The sequence below is a fragment of the Paenibacillus sp. JNUCC 34 genome (genome assembly GCF_058269055.1).
In genome coordinates, this window is sequence record NZ_CM177770.1 from 5,797,406 (window position 1) to 5,815,230 (window position 17,825).

15 protein-coding genes and 1 riboswitch are annotated in these 17,825 nt (G+C 48.2%); of the genes, 8 read left to right on the forward strand and 7 right to left on the reverse strand.

The window, feature by feature from the left end; translation table 11 throughout:
- Nucleotides 1–46: 46 nt before the first annotated feature.
- The 3 genes from fadR to AC2TF5_RS26705 all read left to right on the forward strand — a co-directional run bounded on the left by fadR (nucleotide 47) and on the right by AC2TF5_RS26705 (nucleotide 2,665).
- On the forward strand, nucleotides 47–637 hold the full coding sequence (fadR, locus tag AC2TF5_RS26695; RefSeq protein ID WP_491300093.1) for a fatty acid metabolism transcriptional regulator FadR: 591 nt from the start codon (nucleotides 47–49) through the stop codon (nucleotides 635–637).
- A gap of 72 nt (nucleotides 638–709) precedes the next feature.
- Nucleotides 710–1,477 (forward strand): electron transfer flavoprotein subunit beta/FixA family protein, encoded by a 768-nt coding sequence (locus AC2TF5_RS26700; RefSeq protein ID WP_491300095.1) that lies wholly within the window; start codon nucleotides 710–712, stop codon nucleotides 1,475–1,477.
- Nucleotides 1,478–1,687: 210 nt separating this feature from the next.
- Nucleotides 1,688–2,665 carry an electron transfer flavoprotein subunit alpha/FixB family protein gene (locus tag AC2TF5_RS26705; protein ID WP_491300096.1) on the forward strand — a complete coding sequence of 326 codons (978 nt, stop codon included), beginning with the start codon at nucleotides 1,688–1,690 and terminating at the stop codon, nucleotides 2,663–2,665.
- A gap of 153 nt (nucleotides 2,666–2,818) precedes the next feature.
- On the opposite strand, the gene AC2TF5_RS26710 is transcribed toward AC2TF5_RS26705, so the two are convergent.
- The 6 genes from AC2TF5_RS26710 to AC2TF5_RS26735 all read right to left on the reverse strand — a co-directional run bounded on the left by AC2TF5_RS26710 (nucleotide 2,819) and on the right by AC2TF5_RS26735 (nucleotide 10,360).
- A complete protein-coding gene (locus tag AC2TF5_RS26710; RefSeq protein WP_491300097.1) occupies nucleotides 2,819–3,211 on the reverse strand; it encodes a DUF2178 domain-containing protein in 393 nt (130 codons plus the stop codon).
- On the reverse strand, nucleotides 3,212–3,421 hold the full coding sequence (locus tag AC2TF5_RS26715) for a helix-turn-helix transcriptional regulator (RefSeq protein WP_491300098.1): 210 nt from the start codon (nucleotides 3,419–3,421) through the stop codon (nucleotides 3,212–3,214).
- Between the two features lie 181 nt (nucleotides 3,422–3,602).
- Nucleotides 3,603–4,334, reverse strand: a complete 732-nt coding sequence (locus tag AC2TF5_RS26720; RefSeq protein ID WP_491303014.1) for an SAM-dependent methyltransferase — start codon at nucleotides 4,332–4,334, stop codon at nucleotides 3,603–3,605.
- 330 nt (nucleotides 4,335–4,664) lie between these two features.
- Nucleotides 4,665–6,854: a DEAD/DEAH box helicase gene (locus AC2TF5_RS26725; RefSeq protein ID WP_491300099.1), complete on the reverse strand. Its 2,190-nt coding sequence runs from the start codon at nucleotides 6,852–6,854 to the stop codon at nucleotides 4,665–4,667.
- Nucleotides 6,851–8,182 carry an ATP-binding protein gene (locus AC2TF5_RS26730; RefSeq protein ID WP_491300100.1) on the reverse strand — a complete coding sequence of 444 codons (1,332 nt, stop codon included), beginning with the start codon at nucleotides 8,180–8,182 and terminating at the stop codon, nucleotides 6,851–6,853. Before AC2TF5_RS26730 ends, AC2TF5_RS26725 begins: the two co-directional genes overlap by 4 nt.
- A gap of 6 nt (nucleotides 8,183–8,188) precedes the next feature.
- Nucleotides 8,189–10,360, reverse strand: a complete 2,172-nt coding sequence (locus tag AC2TF5_RS26735) for a TerB N-terminal domain-containing protein (protein ID WP_491300101.1) — start codon at nucleotides 10,358–10,360, stop codon at nucleotides 8,189–8,191.
- Between the two features lie 274 nt (nucleotides 10,361–10,634).
- Here AC2TF5_RS26735 and AC2TF5_RS26740 point away from each other — a divergent pair, with 274 nt between their 5' ends.
- Nucleotides 10,635–11,318 carry a M50 family metallopeptidase gene (locus AC2TF5_RS26740; protein WP_491300102.1) on the forward strand — a complete coding sequence of 228 codons (684 nt, stop codon included), beginning with the start codon at nucleotides 10,635–10,637 and terminating at the stop codon, nucleotides 11,316–11,318.
- A gap of 89 nt (nucleotides 11,319–11,407) precedes the next feature.
- On the opposite strand, the gene AC2TF5_RS26745 is transcribed toward AC2TF5_RS26740, so the two are convergent.
- Nucleotides 11,408–13,255 (reverse strand): S-layer homology domain-containing protein, encoded by a 1,848-nt coding sequence (locus AC2TF5_RS26745; RefSeq protein ID WP_491300103.1) that lies wholly within the window; start codon nucleotides 13,253–13,255, stop codon nucleotides 11,408–11,410.
- A 330-nt stretch (nucleotides 13,256–13,585) separates the two neighbouring features.
- Nucleotides 13,586–13,685: riboswitch (purine riboswitch) on the forward strand.
- A gap of 274 nt (nucleotides 13,686–13,959) precedes the next feature.
- On the opposite strand from AC2TF5_RS26745, the gene AC2TF5_RS26750 reads away from it, so the two are divergent.
- The 4 genes from AC2TF5_RS26750 to AC2TF5_RS26765 all read left to right on the forward strand — a co-directional run bounded on the left by AC2TF5_RS26750 (nucleotide 13,960) and on the right by AC2TF5_RS26765 (nucleotide 17,823).
- Nucleotides 13,960–15,015 (forward strand): ABC transporter substrate-binding protein, encoded by a 1,056-nt coding sequence (locus AC2TF5_RS26750; protein WP_491300104.1) that lies wholly within the window; start codon nucleotides 13,960–13,962, stop codon nucleotides 15,013–15,015.
- 115 nt (nucleotides 15,016–15,130) lie between these two features.
- Nucleotides 15,131–16,168, forward strand: coding sequence for a nucleoside hydrolase (locus AC2TF5_RS26755; RefSeq protein WP_491300105.1), 1,038 nt, complete (start codon nucleotides 15,131–15,133; stop codon nucleotides 16,166–16,168).
- Nucleotides 16,169–16,196: 28 nt separating this feature from the next.
- The gene (locus AC2TF5_RS26760) at nucleotides 16,197–17,015 is read left to right on the forward strand and encodes an ABC transporter permease (RefSeq protein WP_491300106.1); all 819 of its coding nucleotides are present in this window, start codon (nucleotides 16,197–16,199) and stop codon (nucleotides 17,013–17,015) included.
- A 16-nt stretch (nucleotides 17,016–17,031) separates the two neighbouring features.
- On the forward strand, nucleotides 17,032–17,823 hold the full coding sequence (locus AC2TF5_RS26765; protein ID WP_491300107.1) for an ABC transporter permease: 792 nt from the start codon (nucleotides 17,032–17,034) through the stop codon (nucleotides 17,821–17,823).
- The last annotated feature ends 2 nt before the right edge of the window (nucleotides 17,824–17,825 follow it).

Sequence of the window (17,825 nt, forward strand, 5' to 3'; positions counted from 1 at the left end):
TATTCATTCATAAAATTTAACTGTATTCTAACATCGGGGTGAGCAGATGACAAGTAAAAAAAATGAGAAGTACCAACTTATACTCCAGGGTGCCCTGAAAGTGTTTGCCGAGAATGGCTACCACCGCTCCCAAGTGTCAAAGATCGCTAAAGCAGCCGGCGTAGCCGACGGAACGATCTATTTGTATTTTAAAAGAAAGGAGGATATTCTGATCCGCCTGTTCCAGGAAAAACTCGGCGAGCTCGTCGGTAAATTTCATGACAGCGTAGAAGGAATCACCGACCCGATCGAAGCGCTTCGCACGGTGTGCCACATCCACTTTACCGAGCTGGAGAGCAATCCGGAGCTGGCTTATGTCACACAGATTGAACTGCGGCAGAGCGATCTGGAGTTACGCAAGGAAATTGGCAGCGCACTGAAGCCATATATTGTGCTGATCGAGAATATTCTGAAGCAAGGTGTAGAAGAGAACCGGTTCTGTTCGGACCTAAACATTAAGCTTGTGCGAAACCTCATCTTCGGATCGATGGATGAAGCGGTAACCTCATGGCTGATCTCGGGACGCAAATACTCGTTAAGCGGTCAGGTCGAAGATACGCTAAGCTTTTTTCTGCATGGGATTTCCAGTAAAGAGTAAGTAAATACAAAATTAGCGAAGTGGACAGAATCGTACGACCATGATTTTCATATTGAAGGGAGAGCTGGACCGATGAAGATTGTAGTGTTGTTGAAGCAGACATTTGATACCGAGGAAAAAATCACGATTGATAACGGCGCGATTGCCGAGGATGGCGCGAAATTCGTCATAAACCCTTACGACGAGTATGCTGTTGAGGAAGCCGTAAAGCTGCGCGATGAGCACGGCGGAAGTGTTACCCTCCTCTCCGTCGGCCCGGATCGGACAGCGGAAGCCCTCCGGACGGCACTCGCGATGGGTGCGGACGATGCGGTACTCATCTCCGATGAACGGATACCGGATGATGAATACGCCGTATCCAAAGTACTGCACGCCTATTTGTCCAACGAAAGTGCCGATCTGATTCTTGGCGGCAACTTCTCGGTCGATCGCGGCTCCAGTCAGGTGGCTGTTCGCTTAGCCGGAATGCTCGGCATTCCGCATACGGGGTCGATCACGAAACTGACCATCAGCGGTGGCAAGGCTGAAGTCCACCGGGACGCCGAGGGCGACCTTGAAGTGCTTGAACTCCCGCTTCCGGCGCTGTTCACAGCTCAGCAAGGCTTGAATGAACCGCGCTACCCTTCGCTTCCGGGCATTATGAAGGCGAAGAAGAAGCCTTTTAAAACACTAACTTTGGATGACATCGGCATTTCGATAGACGATGTACTACCGGCAACAAAGCAATCGGATCTGTCCCTTCCGCCTGAGCGGAGCGCAGGCCGTATTTTGAAAGGTGAGCTGGCTGAGGTGGCGCATGAACTGGTATCCCTGCTTCGTACACAGTCCAAGGTCATTTAATCGGGACATTGTACACATCATTCTTTGTATCCGGTTACATGTCCTATTAGAAAAACGTCTATCGACGTACTTACTCTGAGTGTATGGCTGAGGGGCCGTCCGTCATACCATCCTCTTAGGAGGATAGCACATGACGAATCATTGACCTTACAAAGCAGGATATTTAATTCATGATGAACTCATTCCTATATTGATCTGGGAGGTAATGTTATGAGCAAAACCATTTTGGTTTACGCCGAAAGCCGTGACGGAAAGCTGCGCCAAGTTGCACTGGAAACGCTGGGTGCCGCCCGTATTCTTTCCGGAGACGGTGACAGCATCCGCATCCTGATAGCAGGATCGAATATTACTGAAGCTACCACCGCCTTAACCCCGTATGGTGCCGATACGATATATACCATCGAACAAGATGATATGGAAAACTATACTCCTGATGCTTATATGGCAGCGATTCAAGCAGCCATTGAAGAAGCACAGCCGGATATAATGCTGTTCGGTCACACAGCCATCGGCCGTGATCTGGCTCCGCTGACTGCAGCATCGATGAATGCTGGACAGATTTCTGACGTTACTGCGATTGAAGTGGAAGATGGGGAAGCTTCTTTTACCCGTCCTCTCTATGCCGGCAAAGCGTTCGAAAAACGTGTTTTTCAATCCGGCCCATGGGTCGTGACCATCCGCCCGAATAATATTCCGGCAGCAGAACCGTCTCCGGACGGCGGAAGCTCGAACATCGTCGACATCGCCTATCCAGCTCCGTCCCTACGCACCATAGTGAAAGATGTAGTCCGCAAAACGACAGGCAAAATCGATCTCGCCGAAGCTAAAATCGTCATATCCGGCGGTCGTGGCGTCAAAAGCGCCGATGGTTTCAAGCCGCTCGAAGAGCTCGCTGATCTGCTCGGCGGCGCAGTCGGTGCCTCCCGCGGCGCATGTGACGCAGGCTACTGCGATTACGCGCTGCAGATCGGGCAGACTGGCAAAGTCGTTACGCCCGAGATCTACATCGCCTGCGGTATCAGCGGTGCGATCCAGCATCTTGCCGGCATGAGCCAATCACGCGTCATTATCGCGATTAACAAAGATCCGGAGGCGCCAATCTTCAAGGTCGCCGACTATGGCATCGTTGGTGATCTGTTCGACATCGTACCGCTATTGACAGAGGAATTCCGTAAGGTGTTGGTGTAGAGGAAGGAGCTTCAATATAAGCGCAGCCCTACCGTTCGGTGCTGCATAAACAGCTGTACGGAAGCAAACGCTGTGCGAATTGCTACAGATATAAGAGACGCATGCTCAAGCATGCGTTTTTTCTGTTAAGGGCTTCCTTATCAAGCTGCATTTTCATCTATATTTCCTTGAATAGATGAACTCTGTTATCGGAAGTATAATAAATGTAAGACCAACTACAATAAGTAACGGATAATTCTCAATTTCGTTCAGATTAGATACACCTTCAGAAATGAATAACACTAAGCCCGACAGTATCATTAACACAAAGTAACCTATCTTTGCACTCTGAGTTTTAATATGTCTGTCCAATTCATCTTTTTCATTAATCCCTTCATGGTCTCCCCAATTAAGTGAATTAAAAAAGTATGATAAAGCAAGAAAACTGAAAAATATAGAGCCACCGTCTATTGTTCCGAATCGTATCCACTTGTATAGAGCTATTCCCACAAGAGCACAAAAAATAACTAAGCTCAAGACAACAAGAATTTTTTTTGATTTATCCATTTATTTCCCTCCACGCTCTGATGATGATATAAATAATTCCTCCATAGTAATTCCTAAATGTTTCGCTATATCAAAGGCAAGTTGTAAACTGGGGTCATACTTATTGTTCTCAATTGCGTTAATCGTCTGCCTACTTACATTACATAACTCTGCTAATTTCCCTTGAGAAAAACTGTTTTTTTCTCTATATTCTTTAATCCGATTTTCCATTCAAAATATCACCCCCATTTAGGTGTAAAAAACTTTTTACACCTAAATCATAAAATAAGACAGAAGAAGTGTCAAACATATTTTACACCTCTTCTGTCTTTTCGATGTTATATAACTTTGCTCTTGTTAAGTTAACTTGCTTCCGCTTTGATCCCATCTTCCCTCTCTAACCCTCATGTTTCTACTGGTTTTTACGGATACACAGCATAGAATTCGCATTTCTTAGAAACTCATACGGTACAATACGTTCCTCAATCAGTAATCCCTCTGCCTGGAGGTCAGCCACCAGTTGATCCAGGTGCTCATATCGAGACCCCGTCAGATCTACTAGTGGAAATATCCGAACCTCACCCGAGGTGACACGCAGCAATTCATGAATCGTCTTCTTATGAAAATCATAGTCCAGCCGGTCGCCATACATAAACAGAAAATGCGCCGACAGCACCAGATCAAACTGTTTATCTTTAAACGGAAGCTCCGGTAGTACAGCAGCGAAATACCGCTCGGGCTGCTCCTTCATATCTGCCACACAGTCCTGAAGTGCCTGATGGCGATACTGGCTTAAACCTTGGACATTTTTATAAAAGTCCCATAAGTATAGATCCTTTGCTCTTTCCATCGTTTCCATCGCATGCCCGATATCCTGCAGTCCCTTACGCTCCAGATCATCGATTTGGTGATCATACGCAATATCACACGCGGTAATATGCAGTCCCTGCTGACTGCCCACAGCTGTAAAAGAACAGGCCCCTGCCGGACAATCAAGAATGTTTCGGCCTTTCAGCTCATCCAGTTCAAGATCAAACATCCGCATGTACTCTTCAAACGTACGGCCGATGAACACCACCCGCTCCAGCTCCAGCTTGGTTGTCTTCACAGGTTCTTGTACCGCTTCATGCTCACTTTCATTCATTTTTGCTGCAAAATACTGCTCTTCCTCATTACTAGCCACTCTACTCTTCTCAACTCTACTCATCTCAAGCTCACCTCAACTATTAATTTGTCACGAAAGCACAAATGTTTTGCGCTTCCCCAAGCTCATGTTACCATATGATGGAATTTATGAAAATATATTATCATGCTGTAGAGCCGACTCAAAAAAGCTGCCTAGAAATTAGGCAGCTTTGCTCAGTAATGCAACTGTGTAATCGTAGTTCTTGCTGAGTTTTCTCATCTCTTTACCACCGTAAATAGGAAAGCGTAAAAACGCCCATGCCATTCGTGTTATGGCATATGCGGCATACTAACGCTTTTTCAAAACCTCCGCTAATCCCGACACATCAAGCCCGTCCACCGCAAATGCGGTCCGGACCAGCTCCGGAGCCACAAACTCATCATACTTACCGAGATATGGAGCTTCATCCGGATCAAGCAGAGTCGCGGGGCCTGCGGCTTCGCATTCGCCCAGTTCAGACAGAATCTCATCCATCAGATGACCAGCATCGGTCTTTCCTGCCACAACCATGTAATATGGCTCCATCGGCACGATGGAACGAAGCGCCAGCTTGTCCGCCAAATTGTGCTTTAGCAGACGTTCCAATGTACGAAACTGCTTGCTGCCCGCCCATGGCAAAATAAACATGGAGTCGCCTCCTGCCGGAATGACGACGCTCTTCAACAGCCCGCTTTCCCGGGCCAGACGCCGCGCCCGTTCGAGACGGTTCACAGCTCCCGGAGCTAAGTAAGGATAGAGCGTGCTGTCTGCCAGCACCTCACGCATTTTGTGGACAACACGGGTATGTACGTCGCCGCCTGCACCGAGCCAAAGGGTATCCACCTTACCCTTAGCAGACTTCACATACAGAGCTTTATGCTTCGTGTCCACTTCCTCCACCTTCCACAGCTTACCGGCCAGTGAGAAGCAATAGCCTGGCGGCGGAACGGTGGTGATAGAGCCGATCTCCTCAGAGCCGTTATAGACAACATGCTCTTCATCGTCCTTAAAGACGGCATAGAAACGGAAGTTGTTCACGATGCGCTCACCCGTCAGCCCGATAATAAGCGGCCCTTCGTCCGTACGCTGGATATGGTCGGTTTGCAACAGATAGTTCAGAAAAGTCCGGTATTCATCTGGTTCAATCCCGCGAAATGCAGGCAGTGTCAGCACCGCACGTGCCAAATCGGCAGGCTCTGCCTCTCCCATACTCTTCAAAATGCTCATCGTCTGGTGATACAGAAGGCCAATCGGTTTTTCTCTCAGTGTGAGCGGCTCTACCCATTTATCCCGCACATACAACTCGATGACCGCGATAGCCCGCAGCAAAGTCCACGGCATCCTTGCCGGCAGCTGGGCTTCTTCGTCCTCTTCTTCAGGGCATAGGAACAGCATCTCCGATGCCTGCCCCCGCCGTCCGGACCGGCCGAGACGCTGCACAAAGCTGGAGCAGCTGTAAGGCGCTCCGAGCTGCATGACGCGCTCTAATTCCCCAAGGTCAATGCCGAGCTCCAGCGTAAGTGTAGCGGCGGCGACCGCAGGACCGGGACCACTGCGCAGCGCGGCTTCCGTCTCTTCGCGCAGCATGGCCGAGATGCTGCCATGATGGACGTGAAACACGTCCTGCTGCTGGCGCTTTGCAGCAATACGGCGCAGTTCCAGTGTTGTCAGCTCCGCGTCGGAACGGGAGTTGGTGAAGACGAGTGCTTTTTTCAGATGGGTATGGTCATATACGAAATCATAATAAGCCTTACGAGCATGCTCCAGCTGCTCGGCCTGCTTCTCATCCCGGGCATCCGGGAAGGAGAAGTGCTCCACACTCAGCCGCAGCCTCCGGCCGCCTTGGGGAGACACCACCTCGACGGGATACCGGGTCCCGGCTACAAGCCAGCCCGCTGCTGTCTCATAGTCACTGAGCGTCGCAGACAATCCAATTCGCCTTGGCGAGCAAGACGCCATCCGTTCGATCCGCGTCAGCTGGCTCAGCACCTGAATACCCCGGTCCGCACCCATAAAGGCGTGAACCTCGTCGATGATCACATATCGCAGATCCTGAAACAGCGCCGGTATCGCATTCGGTCGGTTCATGAGCAGCCCTTCAAGCGACTCGGGCGTAATCTGGAGAACGCCGGAAGGCTTTTTCATCAGCTTCGTCTTCTCGGCTTGGGACACATCCCCGTGCCAGTGCCAGACGGGAACCTCCCCCTCCCGCAGCAGCTCTTGGATTCGCTCAAACTGGTCGTTAATCAGCGCCTTTAACGGGCCGATATACAAAATACCGACAGATGAGGAAGGGCGCTCATATAACTCTGTAAGGGCTGGGAAAAATGCCGCTTCCGTCTTGCCCGATGCAGTACCTGAAGCGATGAGCAGATGGTTAGGAGTATCAAACAAAACTCGGCAGGCATCAACCTGCGCTTCGCGGAGCGTATCCCATTGTTTCCGATATATATATTCCTGAATGAAGGGCGCAAGCCTAGAGAACGGGTTCGGGCTCATAACTCAAACTCCGCGAGGAAGTCTTCCATATCATCTGGATCTTTGTCCCCAGACTTAGCCGCGGGCTGTGCCGTCATTTCACCCAGCAAATCTTCAAACGTCGTACCCGGATGCTGATGCAGCGTATGCAGGAGGTCCATAAAGTCCCGTACCACCTCACGGGTTGTCAGCAGTTCCTCGGCACCTAATCGACCCACGGCATTTTGCATGAACGCAATCAGCTGATCATCGGTCAAGACGGCTGCATATTGAAAATGAAGGGCATGGATATCCCGCAGCTTCTGCAAAAGAATAAGGATTTCCTCGTACGACAGCATGTCCAGCTTCAATATCGGTGAGGTATATGTCTTGAGTCCGCTACTGCCATAACGGCCGTCGATCAGACGGGACCGGAGGGCGTCATAGCTGAACAACCCGCGCCGCTCATCTTCCACGAACTGGGGTGTACCACCCATAAAGATACCGAGGTGCTCCGCCTTGCCCTGCATCGTATCGTTAAACATCGTCAGGAGCTTTTCGTAATTACTCTGACGGGAGATCGAATTGGTGATTTTGTAAAGATTAACGCCCTCGTCGATGAAGAGCAGCAGCCCTTTATAGCCTATAGCTGCTGTAAACTCCGACCACAGCTTGATATAGTCATACCAGCTGTCATCGTCAATGATGACGCCAACACCAAGGTCTTTGCGTGCCTCCGTCTTTGTAGGGTATTCCCCGCGCAGCCAGCGGAGAGCAGCCTGCTTACGGTCATCGTCACCGAGCTTGTAACTGTTCCAGTAAGCAGCGAGCACCTTGGCAAAGTCGAACCCGTGCACCAGATTCTGCATACTGCTGGTTACCGCATAAATCCGCAGCTCCACCTGCTCGGTCAATGCGGCGTCGCCGGGGCGTAGCCCGGACTCCTGCATGATCTCCTGCTGGATCGCTGCGATCCATTTCTGCAGGATCATCTCCAGCGCCCCGCCGTCCGGGCGTGTTCGTGTGGAGAGATGGGTCATCAGCTCGCGGTAAGTGGCAAGTCCCTGACCCTTCGTACCAACAAGCCGCCGCTCTGGTGATAAATCCGCATCGGCCACAACAAAATCCCGATCCATCGCGTAATTGCGAATAATTTGCAGGAGAAAACTTTTGCCGCTGCCGTACCGTCCGGTAATGAGCTTGAAAGCTGCTCCACCTTCCGCAATATTGTCCATGTCACGCAGTATGGCTTCCACTTCCGGCTTGCGGCCGACCGCGATATGCTCAAGCCCAACTCTCGGTACAACCCCTGCTGTTAGCGAGTTGACCAGCGCCGTGGTCAGCCTTTTGGGTATTTTCAATTCATTCATCGTTGATCACCTCGTTAATTGATCAAGCATCGCTATATATTCATCCACGAGGGTTTCCCCATCGATTAGCAAATCGCCGATCGTTTCCATCGCGGCATCATTAATTTCATCTATGAGCAGTGCAGGCATCGAACCGGCCCGTTCAGCTGCCTCTTGAAGCATAGCCAGATCAGGGCCGACCTTCAGGGCATACAGTGCTTCCAGATGTGCCGGTGTCAACTGTTCAGCCAGCTCGTGCCATTCACTATCCAGATTCGCCGTATCCCAGTTTATGGATACACCTGGTGGAGTCGCTATCATTGCTGACGGTTCATTAGCTATACCCTGTGCGGTTTCTATCCCTATCGGCGTTTCGCTAGCCGTACTCTGTGTGGTTGCTATCGTTGTCGATGGTCCGCTAGCCGTACCCTGTTGCGAAGCTAAATGATCGCTAACTGCCGGGGTAGGTGCCTGTTCCTTCGCCTCTTCATTTCCAATGCATACGGGATGGTCTACAGACTCAGCATCCACAAATAATGCTTCCTCCGTGAACAACCCCTTCCTCTCATTCACCGACATCATCATTGGTGTCTCAAAGATCGAATCATCTTCGACCCTGTCCATTTCAAAAATATCCATCTGTATCGGAACATTCCGGGTGTATGACCCTTTTCTCGACGTAGTTCCTAGATTAGATTCTGAATTCTCCGGCCCATCCACCAGCAGCATATCGCGGACATCGTTCGATTCCTGCTGAATTCGCCGCAGCTTCGCGCGGTCAATCTGCACCTCCGGCTGTGCCATTTTCCCTATCGAATCATTCCCTGCTGGATGGATCTCCTTCTTCAAAAAGCGTGCCACCAGCTTCTCAATTTCAGGATCCACCTCGATTCCACGCAGTCTTCCCTTAAATCCGCGCAGCTCCCGCAGCTTATTCTCCATCATCCGGATCAGGTTCGTAATGTAATGACGAAGCGGAGCATGTCCACTGATTGGCAGTGTCATAACCGAAGCCGTACGGCCATAAATATCATAATCGTATACAGCGCTGCGGAATATATATCTTTCTTGCATCCGCTCGCGGGGCTTAAATATATCAATAAGGCGCTGGCCTTTTGTTTTTCCAAGATAGACATCCACAAGTGCGACCACCTTAGGGCCGTACTTCTTCATATCCTTACGTCCGCCTTCCTGGTAAAACCGGCTTTTGTTCGATTCATAGTCCATCAGATCATTGAGCAAATCCCAGTTCAGCGTAAGTGGCTGGGCGGTAAATCTCCGCAACCACTCCAGCTCCTTTAGTTCACTGGACAAGCTGCGCGGAATACGATTGTAAGTTTCGGTTACCGGCATATCCAGCCCATGAATTAACGAAAAATCAAATAACCATTCCTTCGCATAAGCATCTAGCTTAGGAAATCGCTGCCGATAGGCATTCCAAACACTATCAAGCAGCTGCCAGCCCTGAGCAGGATTGCTCCAGCCGATCCCGTTAATCAGCTCATACATATATAAAAACAAATAGGATAAGTCAGTATCCGGATAACGGCCCGACCGCACCTCTTCCCGCCAATAGAAGTACCACTTATACTGAGCAGATGACATATTATCGTACGTAGGCCAATAACTTTTAAAGGGTACAAAAGGATGCTCCAGCTCTACATGCCATGCCAGCTCGCGGGCTCGTATTACAAATTGCTGTTCTCGTGAGTAATAGTGAACACCCTCATTTGAAAGGATTTCTGCCGAGGGCGGGGATGCCTGTGTGACTGCAGAGACGGTGATTGATTGGAACGGAATATCTGCCATATGCAAACGATCATTCTCACCTGAAGGAGATGACTCCTCCTGATTTGATGACTCCTGCGAAGAAGGGGCAGAGTGGAGTCCCTTCTCCCGTAAGACTATGTTCCGTTCATTCGAGGCACCCGGTGAAATGGAGGACCGTCCATCTAAATCTTGTTCATCCCAAAAGTTTAGATCAGCCAACGAAAGCTCGGCTCCTGCACGAACTTCCTGCAAACCACCGAGATTTCCGTTCTGCCGACCTTCAACCGTACTCGGTTTTCTCGCCGGAATCGGAGTATCCCTCTCTTCCCCATCCAGCTCAAATTCAGCAAACCGGATGTCGTTGTTACGCACGATGGTATGCCGGACGTTATCTATGTTAATTTCATCTTTTTTCCTGAAATGTTCCATTGATTTGTACCTCCATCACTCCACCAATTATACCATTCCCGTCCATCCATAAAGCCGCTCTTTTACAAGTTGTAATCCGGCATCTATACTACATAGTAGAAACAAAACAGTGCACAATCAATTAAGGAACATATGTTCCATTCTATCACAGGAAAAGGTGTGCTGTCTGCTGCTCACTACCAAACAGCTTTTACCTGTTCACAGGCGTACGCATTAAAAATCAAGGCTTCTGTTACTCACCATATGGAGCCATGGCACGAAAGGAATTTTAACCATGAACAAATGGCTAAAAACAATTCTGTATCTTGTCGGCGCAGCCGTGCTGACCCGGTTTATACCATTCTCCTCCTGGTTCCGCATTATGGACACCATGATTCATGAGCTGGGACACGCGGTCGCTACACTATTGCTGTCAGGACGTGTGCTCAGTATTGAGTTAAATCCAGATCATAGCGGTACGACCTATTCCGTCCTTGCTTCCGGATGGAGAACGATTGCGGTATCCCTTTCCGGCTACATTTCCGCTTCTCTGTTTTCCGTTCTAATGTTCTATGGCTATACCAAGCGGAAGCAAGGAGAAGGGCTGTTGGTGATCTCAGGGATTGCCGTGCTCATGACCCTTCTATTCGTACGCAACGGCTACGGTGTGTGGTGGCTCAGCATATTTGTCGTGATCACTTTGGTATTCTATTTCCTTGGCACACGTATCCGCAACGCATACTTTCTCCTGCTCGCCTTCCTCTCGTTAGAGGAATCCGTCATGGGCCCGTTTTCGCTCCTGTTGTATGCCATCCGTCAGCCGAGCCGGGCTGGCGATGCTGCGAACTTAGCGAACGCAACTATTGTGCCCGCGTTGATATGGGCATTGTTGTTTCTGGTGTTTAGTTTATGGTGCGCCAAGCTTGCCCTGCAACTGTTCTGGCGCAAGCGTCCAGCGGCCAAGCCACGCTCTCAATAAGGCAACAACAAACCCACCGGTAGTTTTAGTTTTCCGGTGGGTTTGTTGTGTAAAAAAGGCTACTTGTTTATCATTCTTATGAATTCTCATTATTTCATCAATTTCTCAAAGCAATTTTGCAATAACACATATGTCTGCTCGTATGTAAGTTCCCCTTTGGGATTAAATTGATTCTTCCCCGTACCTTTCATCAATGACAAGTCTATCGCTTGGTACACCTGACTCTTCGCCCATGACGAGATTTTGCTGTCATCCATAAATAATGAGTTTCCTACTGAGCCTACTGACGCTTGTTCACCTTTCAATTCATGCGTTTTCAAATATAAATTGAGTATAAGCGCAGCGGCCTGTTCTCTTGTAATCGTCGAATTTGGCGAGAAGGATTGTGCAGATGTGCCATTAATAATACCGTTTTGGCTTGCCCATGTCACTGTCCATTCGTCCACATCCTTAAAAGGAGACTTTACTTCAGTAACGTCAAAATATAAATTGCGGCCAAGCATGGTTTCAATCATATGTACTGACATTTCAGTAAACTGAACCCGTGTTATCGGTTGTTGATAAGAGTGATCGAACGACCAGCTAATAATGCCGTTGCCTTTAGCCTTTTTGTAATCTGCAAGAGCCCAATTACTTACCTTTTCCAACGCTTGCCCACCCGTCACGGTAATGTGTACTTTGCTGTTCAAATCCCAATAATCGTTCACAGAAATCCATGTCGTTCCCTTGGCGACTGCTTTGACTTGTCCGTTCATATCGATCGTAACGATATTGCTGTCTCCGCTTTTGAACGTGTTGCCATTCGTCTGAAGCCCCTCAGAAAGCCCCATTTGAAGCGTCTCACCCTTTTGAATCTCGATATCGTAACGAGGCAATAAGCTAGGCAACATTTTAAAAAACACCGTTTTAAATTCGACCTGAGCCTCATTGCCTCCAACTCCATACAAACCTGTAATCTGAATGTTGAAAACATCATCTTGAGTGAACTGAGCAATCTGATCGGGTCTAAAAATAATCGCAAACGGAATGCCGTAATAGCTTGTCTGTACGTTAAAGTATTTGCCCGAAGGATCTCTGTCATTTCCATCAAACGACCATTCTTTCTTATCCCTGACCCTAGTCATCTTCACTTTGATATTTTCTATTCTGTTCCTATCATACTTTTCGGGATTAAGGGACACCGACCAAGCGTCGGCTTCATCAAATACTTCCTGCGGAAAATAACCCGCAGAAGGCCAAGAAATATAATCATACTGGACTTCTGAAGCTGGACGGTCTTTATTCATAGCGTACATCGATGCATAAGGGACGTTGTTTTCCGCGTGTACCATACCGAACATGGTCTTCTTCATCTGCGGATTCATAATCCATCTACGGTGTCCCACACGGTCGATATTCGTCTTGTCACTGTCCGACATATAGCCAAGAACATTGGCATAAAAGGTTCTGCTTCCGTAATATAAATTACTAGTCTTAGCTCCCCCACTTCCTAGCGTAAACAAGGAGGATTCCATACCTGAGGGCATGGATGGGGAGTGACTCAACCTCTGATTCAGACCATTGATGAGCGCGGCGGCCTGCTGCTGCCCTGCAAGCGATTCATCCGCTGTGATGTCATCGGGCAAACCTGATAAATATCTTACAAAATTTACGGCTTTAATGCCGTCTTCAATATACTCTGGCTTAACTTTCCCCTCTGTGTAGGGGGCTTTCACACTCGGCTGCTCCAAATATATTCGTTCAGGCGCCATATAGGACGACCCCGTGTCCATTGGTTTATATTGCTGCCACTTATCCAGTATGTCCTGTTTCGTTCTTTGTTCCGTAAGCAGCTGAACATCGGCTGCATCGGCTTTAGTGATGAGCAACATCGAAAGGAGAATCATGGCTGCGGGCAAAAGAAGTAATTTTCGCAATCTGTAGAATGATAATTTCATGGATTAGAACCACCTTACTTCGACTATTTTTTATATGTTTTACGTTGAATACATCCTTATCGATTATACAGTCAAATATAGGAAATAGGTATCATAAAAAAACAATCACGACTCGAAAAACAGTCCTTAATTCCTATCTTCAGAGACAAACTCTATCGCTGTCCTTATTCACATAATCAATATTCATTATTTTGATTCTGGTAACAACCGCTCCTTAAATAAGGGGCAGTTTTCTTCCATAAAACACGAACATAAATAAACAGAAACAACCTAATGTTCGGATTTTACGTTGACAATCACGCGTAATGCTTATACAATGTGTGTGTAGATAACCTAATACACCGTATTTTTCGTATAATCCCGGGAATTGGCCCGAGAGTTTCTACAGATCACCGTAAATGATCTGGCTACGAAAAAGAAGAATTTCCTCATGAATCCATTAGGGATTTGTTTTGCACGCTTTGCCTGTCCATCATCCGAATGCAATGCAGGATGAGAACTTGTTACACCCGTACACGGACAGCGCAAGAAGGGAATACCTACTTTTTCCATGCCAGAACTCGGGAAATCTTCCTGAGTTCTTTTTATCATGACAAAGTAAATTTAGGGAGGTTATTACAAGCGTAGAGCTTCTTCAGAATTAAGAAGAACGATTCGATTGTAAAATGCTTCAACTTAGACTTACAACAGGGGGAACTATTTTTATGAAAAAATTAAAGTTAACACTTGCACTCGCGCTCTCGATGGGAACATTGCTAACCGCGTGCTCCGGCGGAGACAAAGCAGCTGAAGGCGGCAAAGAAGCACCGACAGAACTGGTCATCTCGACATGGGGCTTTGCGGAAGATCAACTAAAGAAAAATTTGTACGAGCCGTTCGAGAAACAATATAACGTTAAAATCGTCACTGAGATCGGAAATAACACCGATCGCTTGAACAAAATTCGCCAAGGCAGCTCGAAGGTAGACATCCTCTACTTGTCCGATTACTATGCGCTGCAAGCGGCTGAGGAAGGCTTGCTCGAGAAGATCGATCGGAAGAACATTCCGAACATCGAGGAGCTGTATGATATTGCGAAGGCTCCGACCGGAGAGGACTATGGACCAGCTCATACCGTCGCCCAGTTCGGTCTGGCCGTGAACAGTGATGAGGTTAAAACACCGGTAGAATCATGGAGTGACTTATGGAAGGCTGAATTCAAGAATAAAACCGCGCTTCCGAACATTACAATTACGACAGGCCCGATGATGATGGATTTTGCAGCGAAAGTCGGAGGCGGACAGGACTTAGATACCGAAGCGGCTTTTAAAGCGATCAAAGAAATCAATCCGGGTGTTGTCAAATACTATTCCAAATCCGCGGATCTCGTGAACATGTTTGCGCAAGGCGAAATCGTAGTTGCTCCGATCCAGGATACGTTCTTCGGCAGCTTGAAGGAAGCACTGCCATCCGCACAATATATTACACCTAAAGAAGGCGCTTATGCGCTTATGAATACAGTCAACATCGTCAAAGGTTCGAAAAACAAAGAATTGGCGGAAAAATTCATCAACTGGCATTTGAGCCAAGAAGTGCAAGAGGCGAACGCTAAAGATCGTATCGACTCCCCAACAAACAAAGAAGTGAAATTGAACGCGGAAGAAGCTGAAGGTCTTACTTATGGTGCAGATGTCGTTGAGAACTTGAAGATCCTTGATTTAAACCAGGTAAACAAACAAATGAGCGGTTGGATTGACCGCTGGAACCGTGAAATCGAGTAAAGTCCAGAAATAATGAAAGTTCGAACAGGATTTTTTTGAACTTTATCTAAAGGAGGAGGGCTGTCGTTTATCGCACCCTCCCTTTTTATTCTCACCAACAGGCAGGAGGCTTAACATGATGCTTACAGATACCGCTCCTGAACAGCGAAAGCCCGTTATTATGGATGTAGATACGGGTGTGGATGATGCATTGGCACTCGCACTCGTATGGAAATGCAAACAACTGGAGCTTGTCGGCGTGACGACGGTTAATGGCAACGTTTCGCTCGCGCAGGCGACGTTAAATACCCGGAAAGTGATGCACATGCTGCAGCAATTGGACGGAGGAAAAGGCTGTGGACCAGATGCTGGAGGAATTGAGGACACGGACACGAGTTCTTACACAGGTCGATCCACCTGGACGGTTCCCATCGTCCCGGGTGCGAACGAGCCCTTGATGCGCCCGACGTTCTTTGAGCATGCGGTGCATGGCAACGACGGGTTGGGCGGCGCGCTATCCGATATGTTGCCGCCTGAGCTTGAACCCGATCAGAAGCATGCAGCTCAATTCATCATCGAACAAGCGAAGAAACGTCCTGGTGAACTGACGCTCATTATGACCGCACCGCTTACGAATCTGGCAATCGCGCTTCGTGCTTGCCCCGAGCTGCCACAGCTCGTCAAGCGTGTCATCGTAATGGGAGGCGCCTTGCAGACTTATGGCAATGTAACACCGGTGGCGGAATATAACATATACGTTGATCCGGAAGCAGCCAAGATTGTACTTCACGCTGGCTTCGATCTAACGCTAGTCGGACTGGATGTGACACGTCAGGCGCTGCTGCGGCCGGAGCATTTACAGAAGCTCGATAACACGCCGCTTGGCAGCTTCGTTCGTACCTGCACCACACAGTATATGGAGCGCTACCGCATGCGCAACGGAGTTGAGGCGTGCGCCATGCATGATCCGCTTGCGGCCTACGTGGCTATAGACGATAGCATCATGAAGACATGCCGGTATTATGTTGATGTTGAGACAAGAAGCGATCTGTGCGACGGGCAGACCGTCTGTGACGTGCAACATCGCCTCGGCCAAGAGCCGAATGTAAATGTTTGTGTAGAAGTAGATGGAGACACGTTCATGGAACGCTTTATCTCCATACTGCAAGCTTAGACACCATGAGAAACAGGAGACGTAACCGATGAAAAAACCATTCGTATGGCTACTGCTGCCAGGACTATTGTTTTTGACTGTGTTCATGGTCATTCCCATCTTTATGACGATTGGATCCACCTTCTTCCGTGAAGGCCAGTTTACAATCGAAGGTTATACCAAGTTGCTCAGCGATCCGTTCATGCTGAAAATATTAGGAACAACATTGCAGGTCAGTACCATCACCACGATTGCCTGTATTCTAATCGGATTTCCGGTCGCCTATTATATTTCGAAGCAGAAGGCACGCACGAAAGGAATCTTACTGGCCTTGGCTATTTTCCCGCTCATGACGAGCGCCATCGTGCGTTCCTTTAGCTGGATGGTCATTCTCGGTAAGAATGGACTCGTAAATCAGCTGCTTACCGGTATAGGACTTATTGATGAGCCAATGAAAATATTGTACACCCCGACTTCAATGATGATCGGTCTGATTCACCTGTTCTTACCGCTTATGATCATTTCGCTCGTAGGCGTTATGGAGAACATTGATCGCGACTTGTTGAACGCTTCATCCAGCCTCGGTGCATCCCGGATGAAAGGATTTATGACGATCATTGTACCGCTATGCGTACCGGGACTCATCGTCGGCAGTATCCTCGTATTCGTAGGCAGCCTGACGGCATACACAACACCACAATTGCTGGGTGGCAAGCAGCGTGTAGTCGCAACGTTCCTATATCAGAATGCAATGACGCTCAATGATTGGGATATGGCATCGATTATTGCGACCGTTATGATTGTCGTCACCTTTATCATTATCGGGCTCATGAATCAACTCGCTCGCAAATTGAATCCGAAGGGATAACGGGGGTTAACTTCTTATGAAACAACAACATCGCGGACTTGCCGTATTTACGATATTGGCGTATATCTTTTTGCTAGGGCCGCTTATTATCATTATGGCGACATCTTTCGGGGAAGGCTCAGTTCTGAAGTTCCCTCCGGAAAGCTTATCGCTGAAGTGGTACAAGAATATTTTCGAAGTTGATATGTTTTTAACCACGTTCAAAGTTACGATTATCGTAGCGCTTGTCGGTAATCTGATTGCGCTGCTGCTCGGCGTCCCTGCTGCTTATGCGTTAAGTCGCTATCAATTCAAGGGCAAGGGACTGCTCAACTCGATCTTTATTTCACCGATCCTAATTCCCGGTGTCGTGCTTGGATTTACGATGCTCAAATATTTAGTCGTTCGATTCCAATTACCCGTATATACCAGCTTGCTCATCGGACATATCGTGCTCATGCTGCCGTTCATTATTCGGGTTATTGGATCGAGTTTGTCGAACTTCGATTATTCGGTGGAAGAGGCATCTATGAGCTTAGGTGCTAGTCGATTGAAGACATTCTTCACGGTCGTGCTACCGAATATTCGCTCGGGTCTCATTGCTGGTGTGCTGCTCGCGTTCCTGGAATCGTTCAACAATGTGGATATATCCGTGTTTATGACCGGTCCAGGAGTAAGTACGCTGCCGATTCAAATGCTTACTTATGTTGAGAACTACTTCGACCCGACGATCGCAGCGATTTCCGTTCTGCTTATGATGATAACGGCATTGCTTATGTTCTCGATTGAACGCTTAATGGGACTCTCCTACTTTACGAAAAATAACTAGCA

What these genes read in the sequence shown, in the direction of transcription:
- AC2TF5_RS26765 (WP_491300107.1), top strand. Translation starts at nt 17,032, where the DNA reads ATGAAACAACAACATCGCGGACTTGCCGTATTTACGATATTGGCGTAT.
- AC2TF5_RS26735 (WP_491300101.1), bottom strand. Translation starts at nt 10,360, where the DNA reads ATGGAACATTTCAGGAAAAAAGATGAAATTAACATAGATAACGTCCGG.
- AC2TF5_RS26710 (WP_491300097.1), bottom strand. Translation starts at nt 3,211, where the DNA reads ATGGATAAATCAAAAAAAATTCTTGTTGTCTTGAGCTTAGTTATTTTT.
- AC2TF5_RS26740 (WP_491300102.1), top strand. Translation starts at nt 10,635, where the DNA reads ATGAACAAATGGCTAAAAACAATTCTGTATCTTGTCGGCGCAGCCGTG.
- AC2TF5_RS26760 (WP_491300106.1), top strand. Translation starts at nt 16,197, where the DNA reads ATGAAAAAACCATTCGTATGGCTACTGCTGCCAGGACTATTGTTTTTG.
- AC2TF5_RS26755 (WP_491300105.1), top strand. Translation starts at nt 15,131, where the DNA reads ATGATGCTTACAGATACCGCTCCTGAACAGCGAAAGCCCGTTATTATG.
- AC2TF5_RS26720 (WP_491303014.1), bottom strand. Translation starts at nt 4,334, where the DNA reads ATGAATGAAAGTGAGCATGAAGCGGTACAAGAACCTGTGAAGACAACC.
- AC2TF5_RS26705 (WP_491300096.1), top strand. Translation starts at nt 1,688, where the DNA reads ATGAGCAAAACCATTTTGGTTTACGCCGAAAGCCGTGACGGAAAGCTG.
- AC2TF5_RS26725 (WP_491300099.1), bottom strand. Translation starts at nt 6,854, where the DNA reads ATGAGCCCGAACCCGTTCTCTAGGCTTGCGCCCTTCATTCAGGAATAT.
- AC2TF5_RS26700 (WP_491300095.1), top strand. Translation starts at nt 710, where the DNA reads ATGAAGATTGTAGTGTTGTTGAAGCAGACATTTGATACCGAGGAAAAA.
- fadR (WP_491300093.1), top strand. Translation starts at nt 47, where the DNA reads ATGACAAGTAAAAAAAATGAGAAGTACCAACTTATACTCCAGGGTGCC.
- AC2TF5_RS26745 (WP_491300103.1), bottom strand. Translation starts at nt 13,255, where the DNA reads ATGAAATTATCATTCTACAGATTGCGAAAATTACTTCTTTTGCCCGCA.
- AC2TF5_RS26750 (WP_491300104.1), top strand. Translation starts at nt 13,960, where the DNA reads ATGAAAAAATTAAAGTTAACACTTGCACTCGCGCTCTCGATGGGAACA.
- AC2TF5_RS26715 (WP_491300098.1), bottom strand. Translation starts at nt 3,421, where the DNA reads ATGGAAAATCGGATTAAAGAATATAGAGAAAAAAACAGTTTTTCTCAA.
- AC2TF5_RS26730 (WP_491300100.1), bottom strand. Translation starts at nt 8,182, where the DNA reads ATGAATGAATTGAAAATACCCAAAAGGCTGACCACGGCGCTGGTCAAC.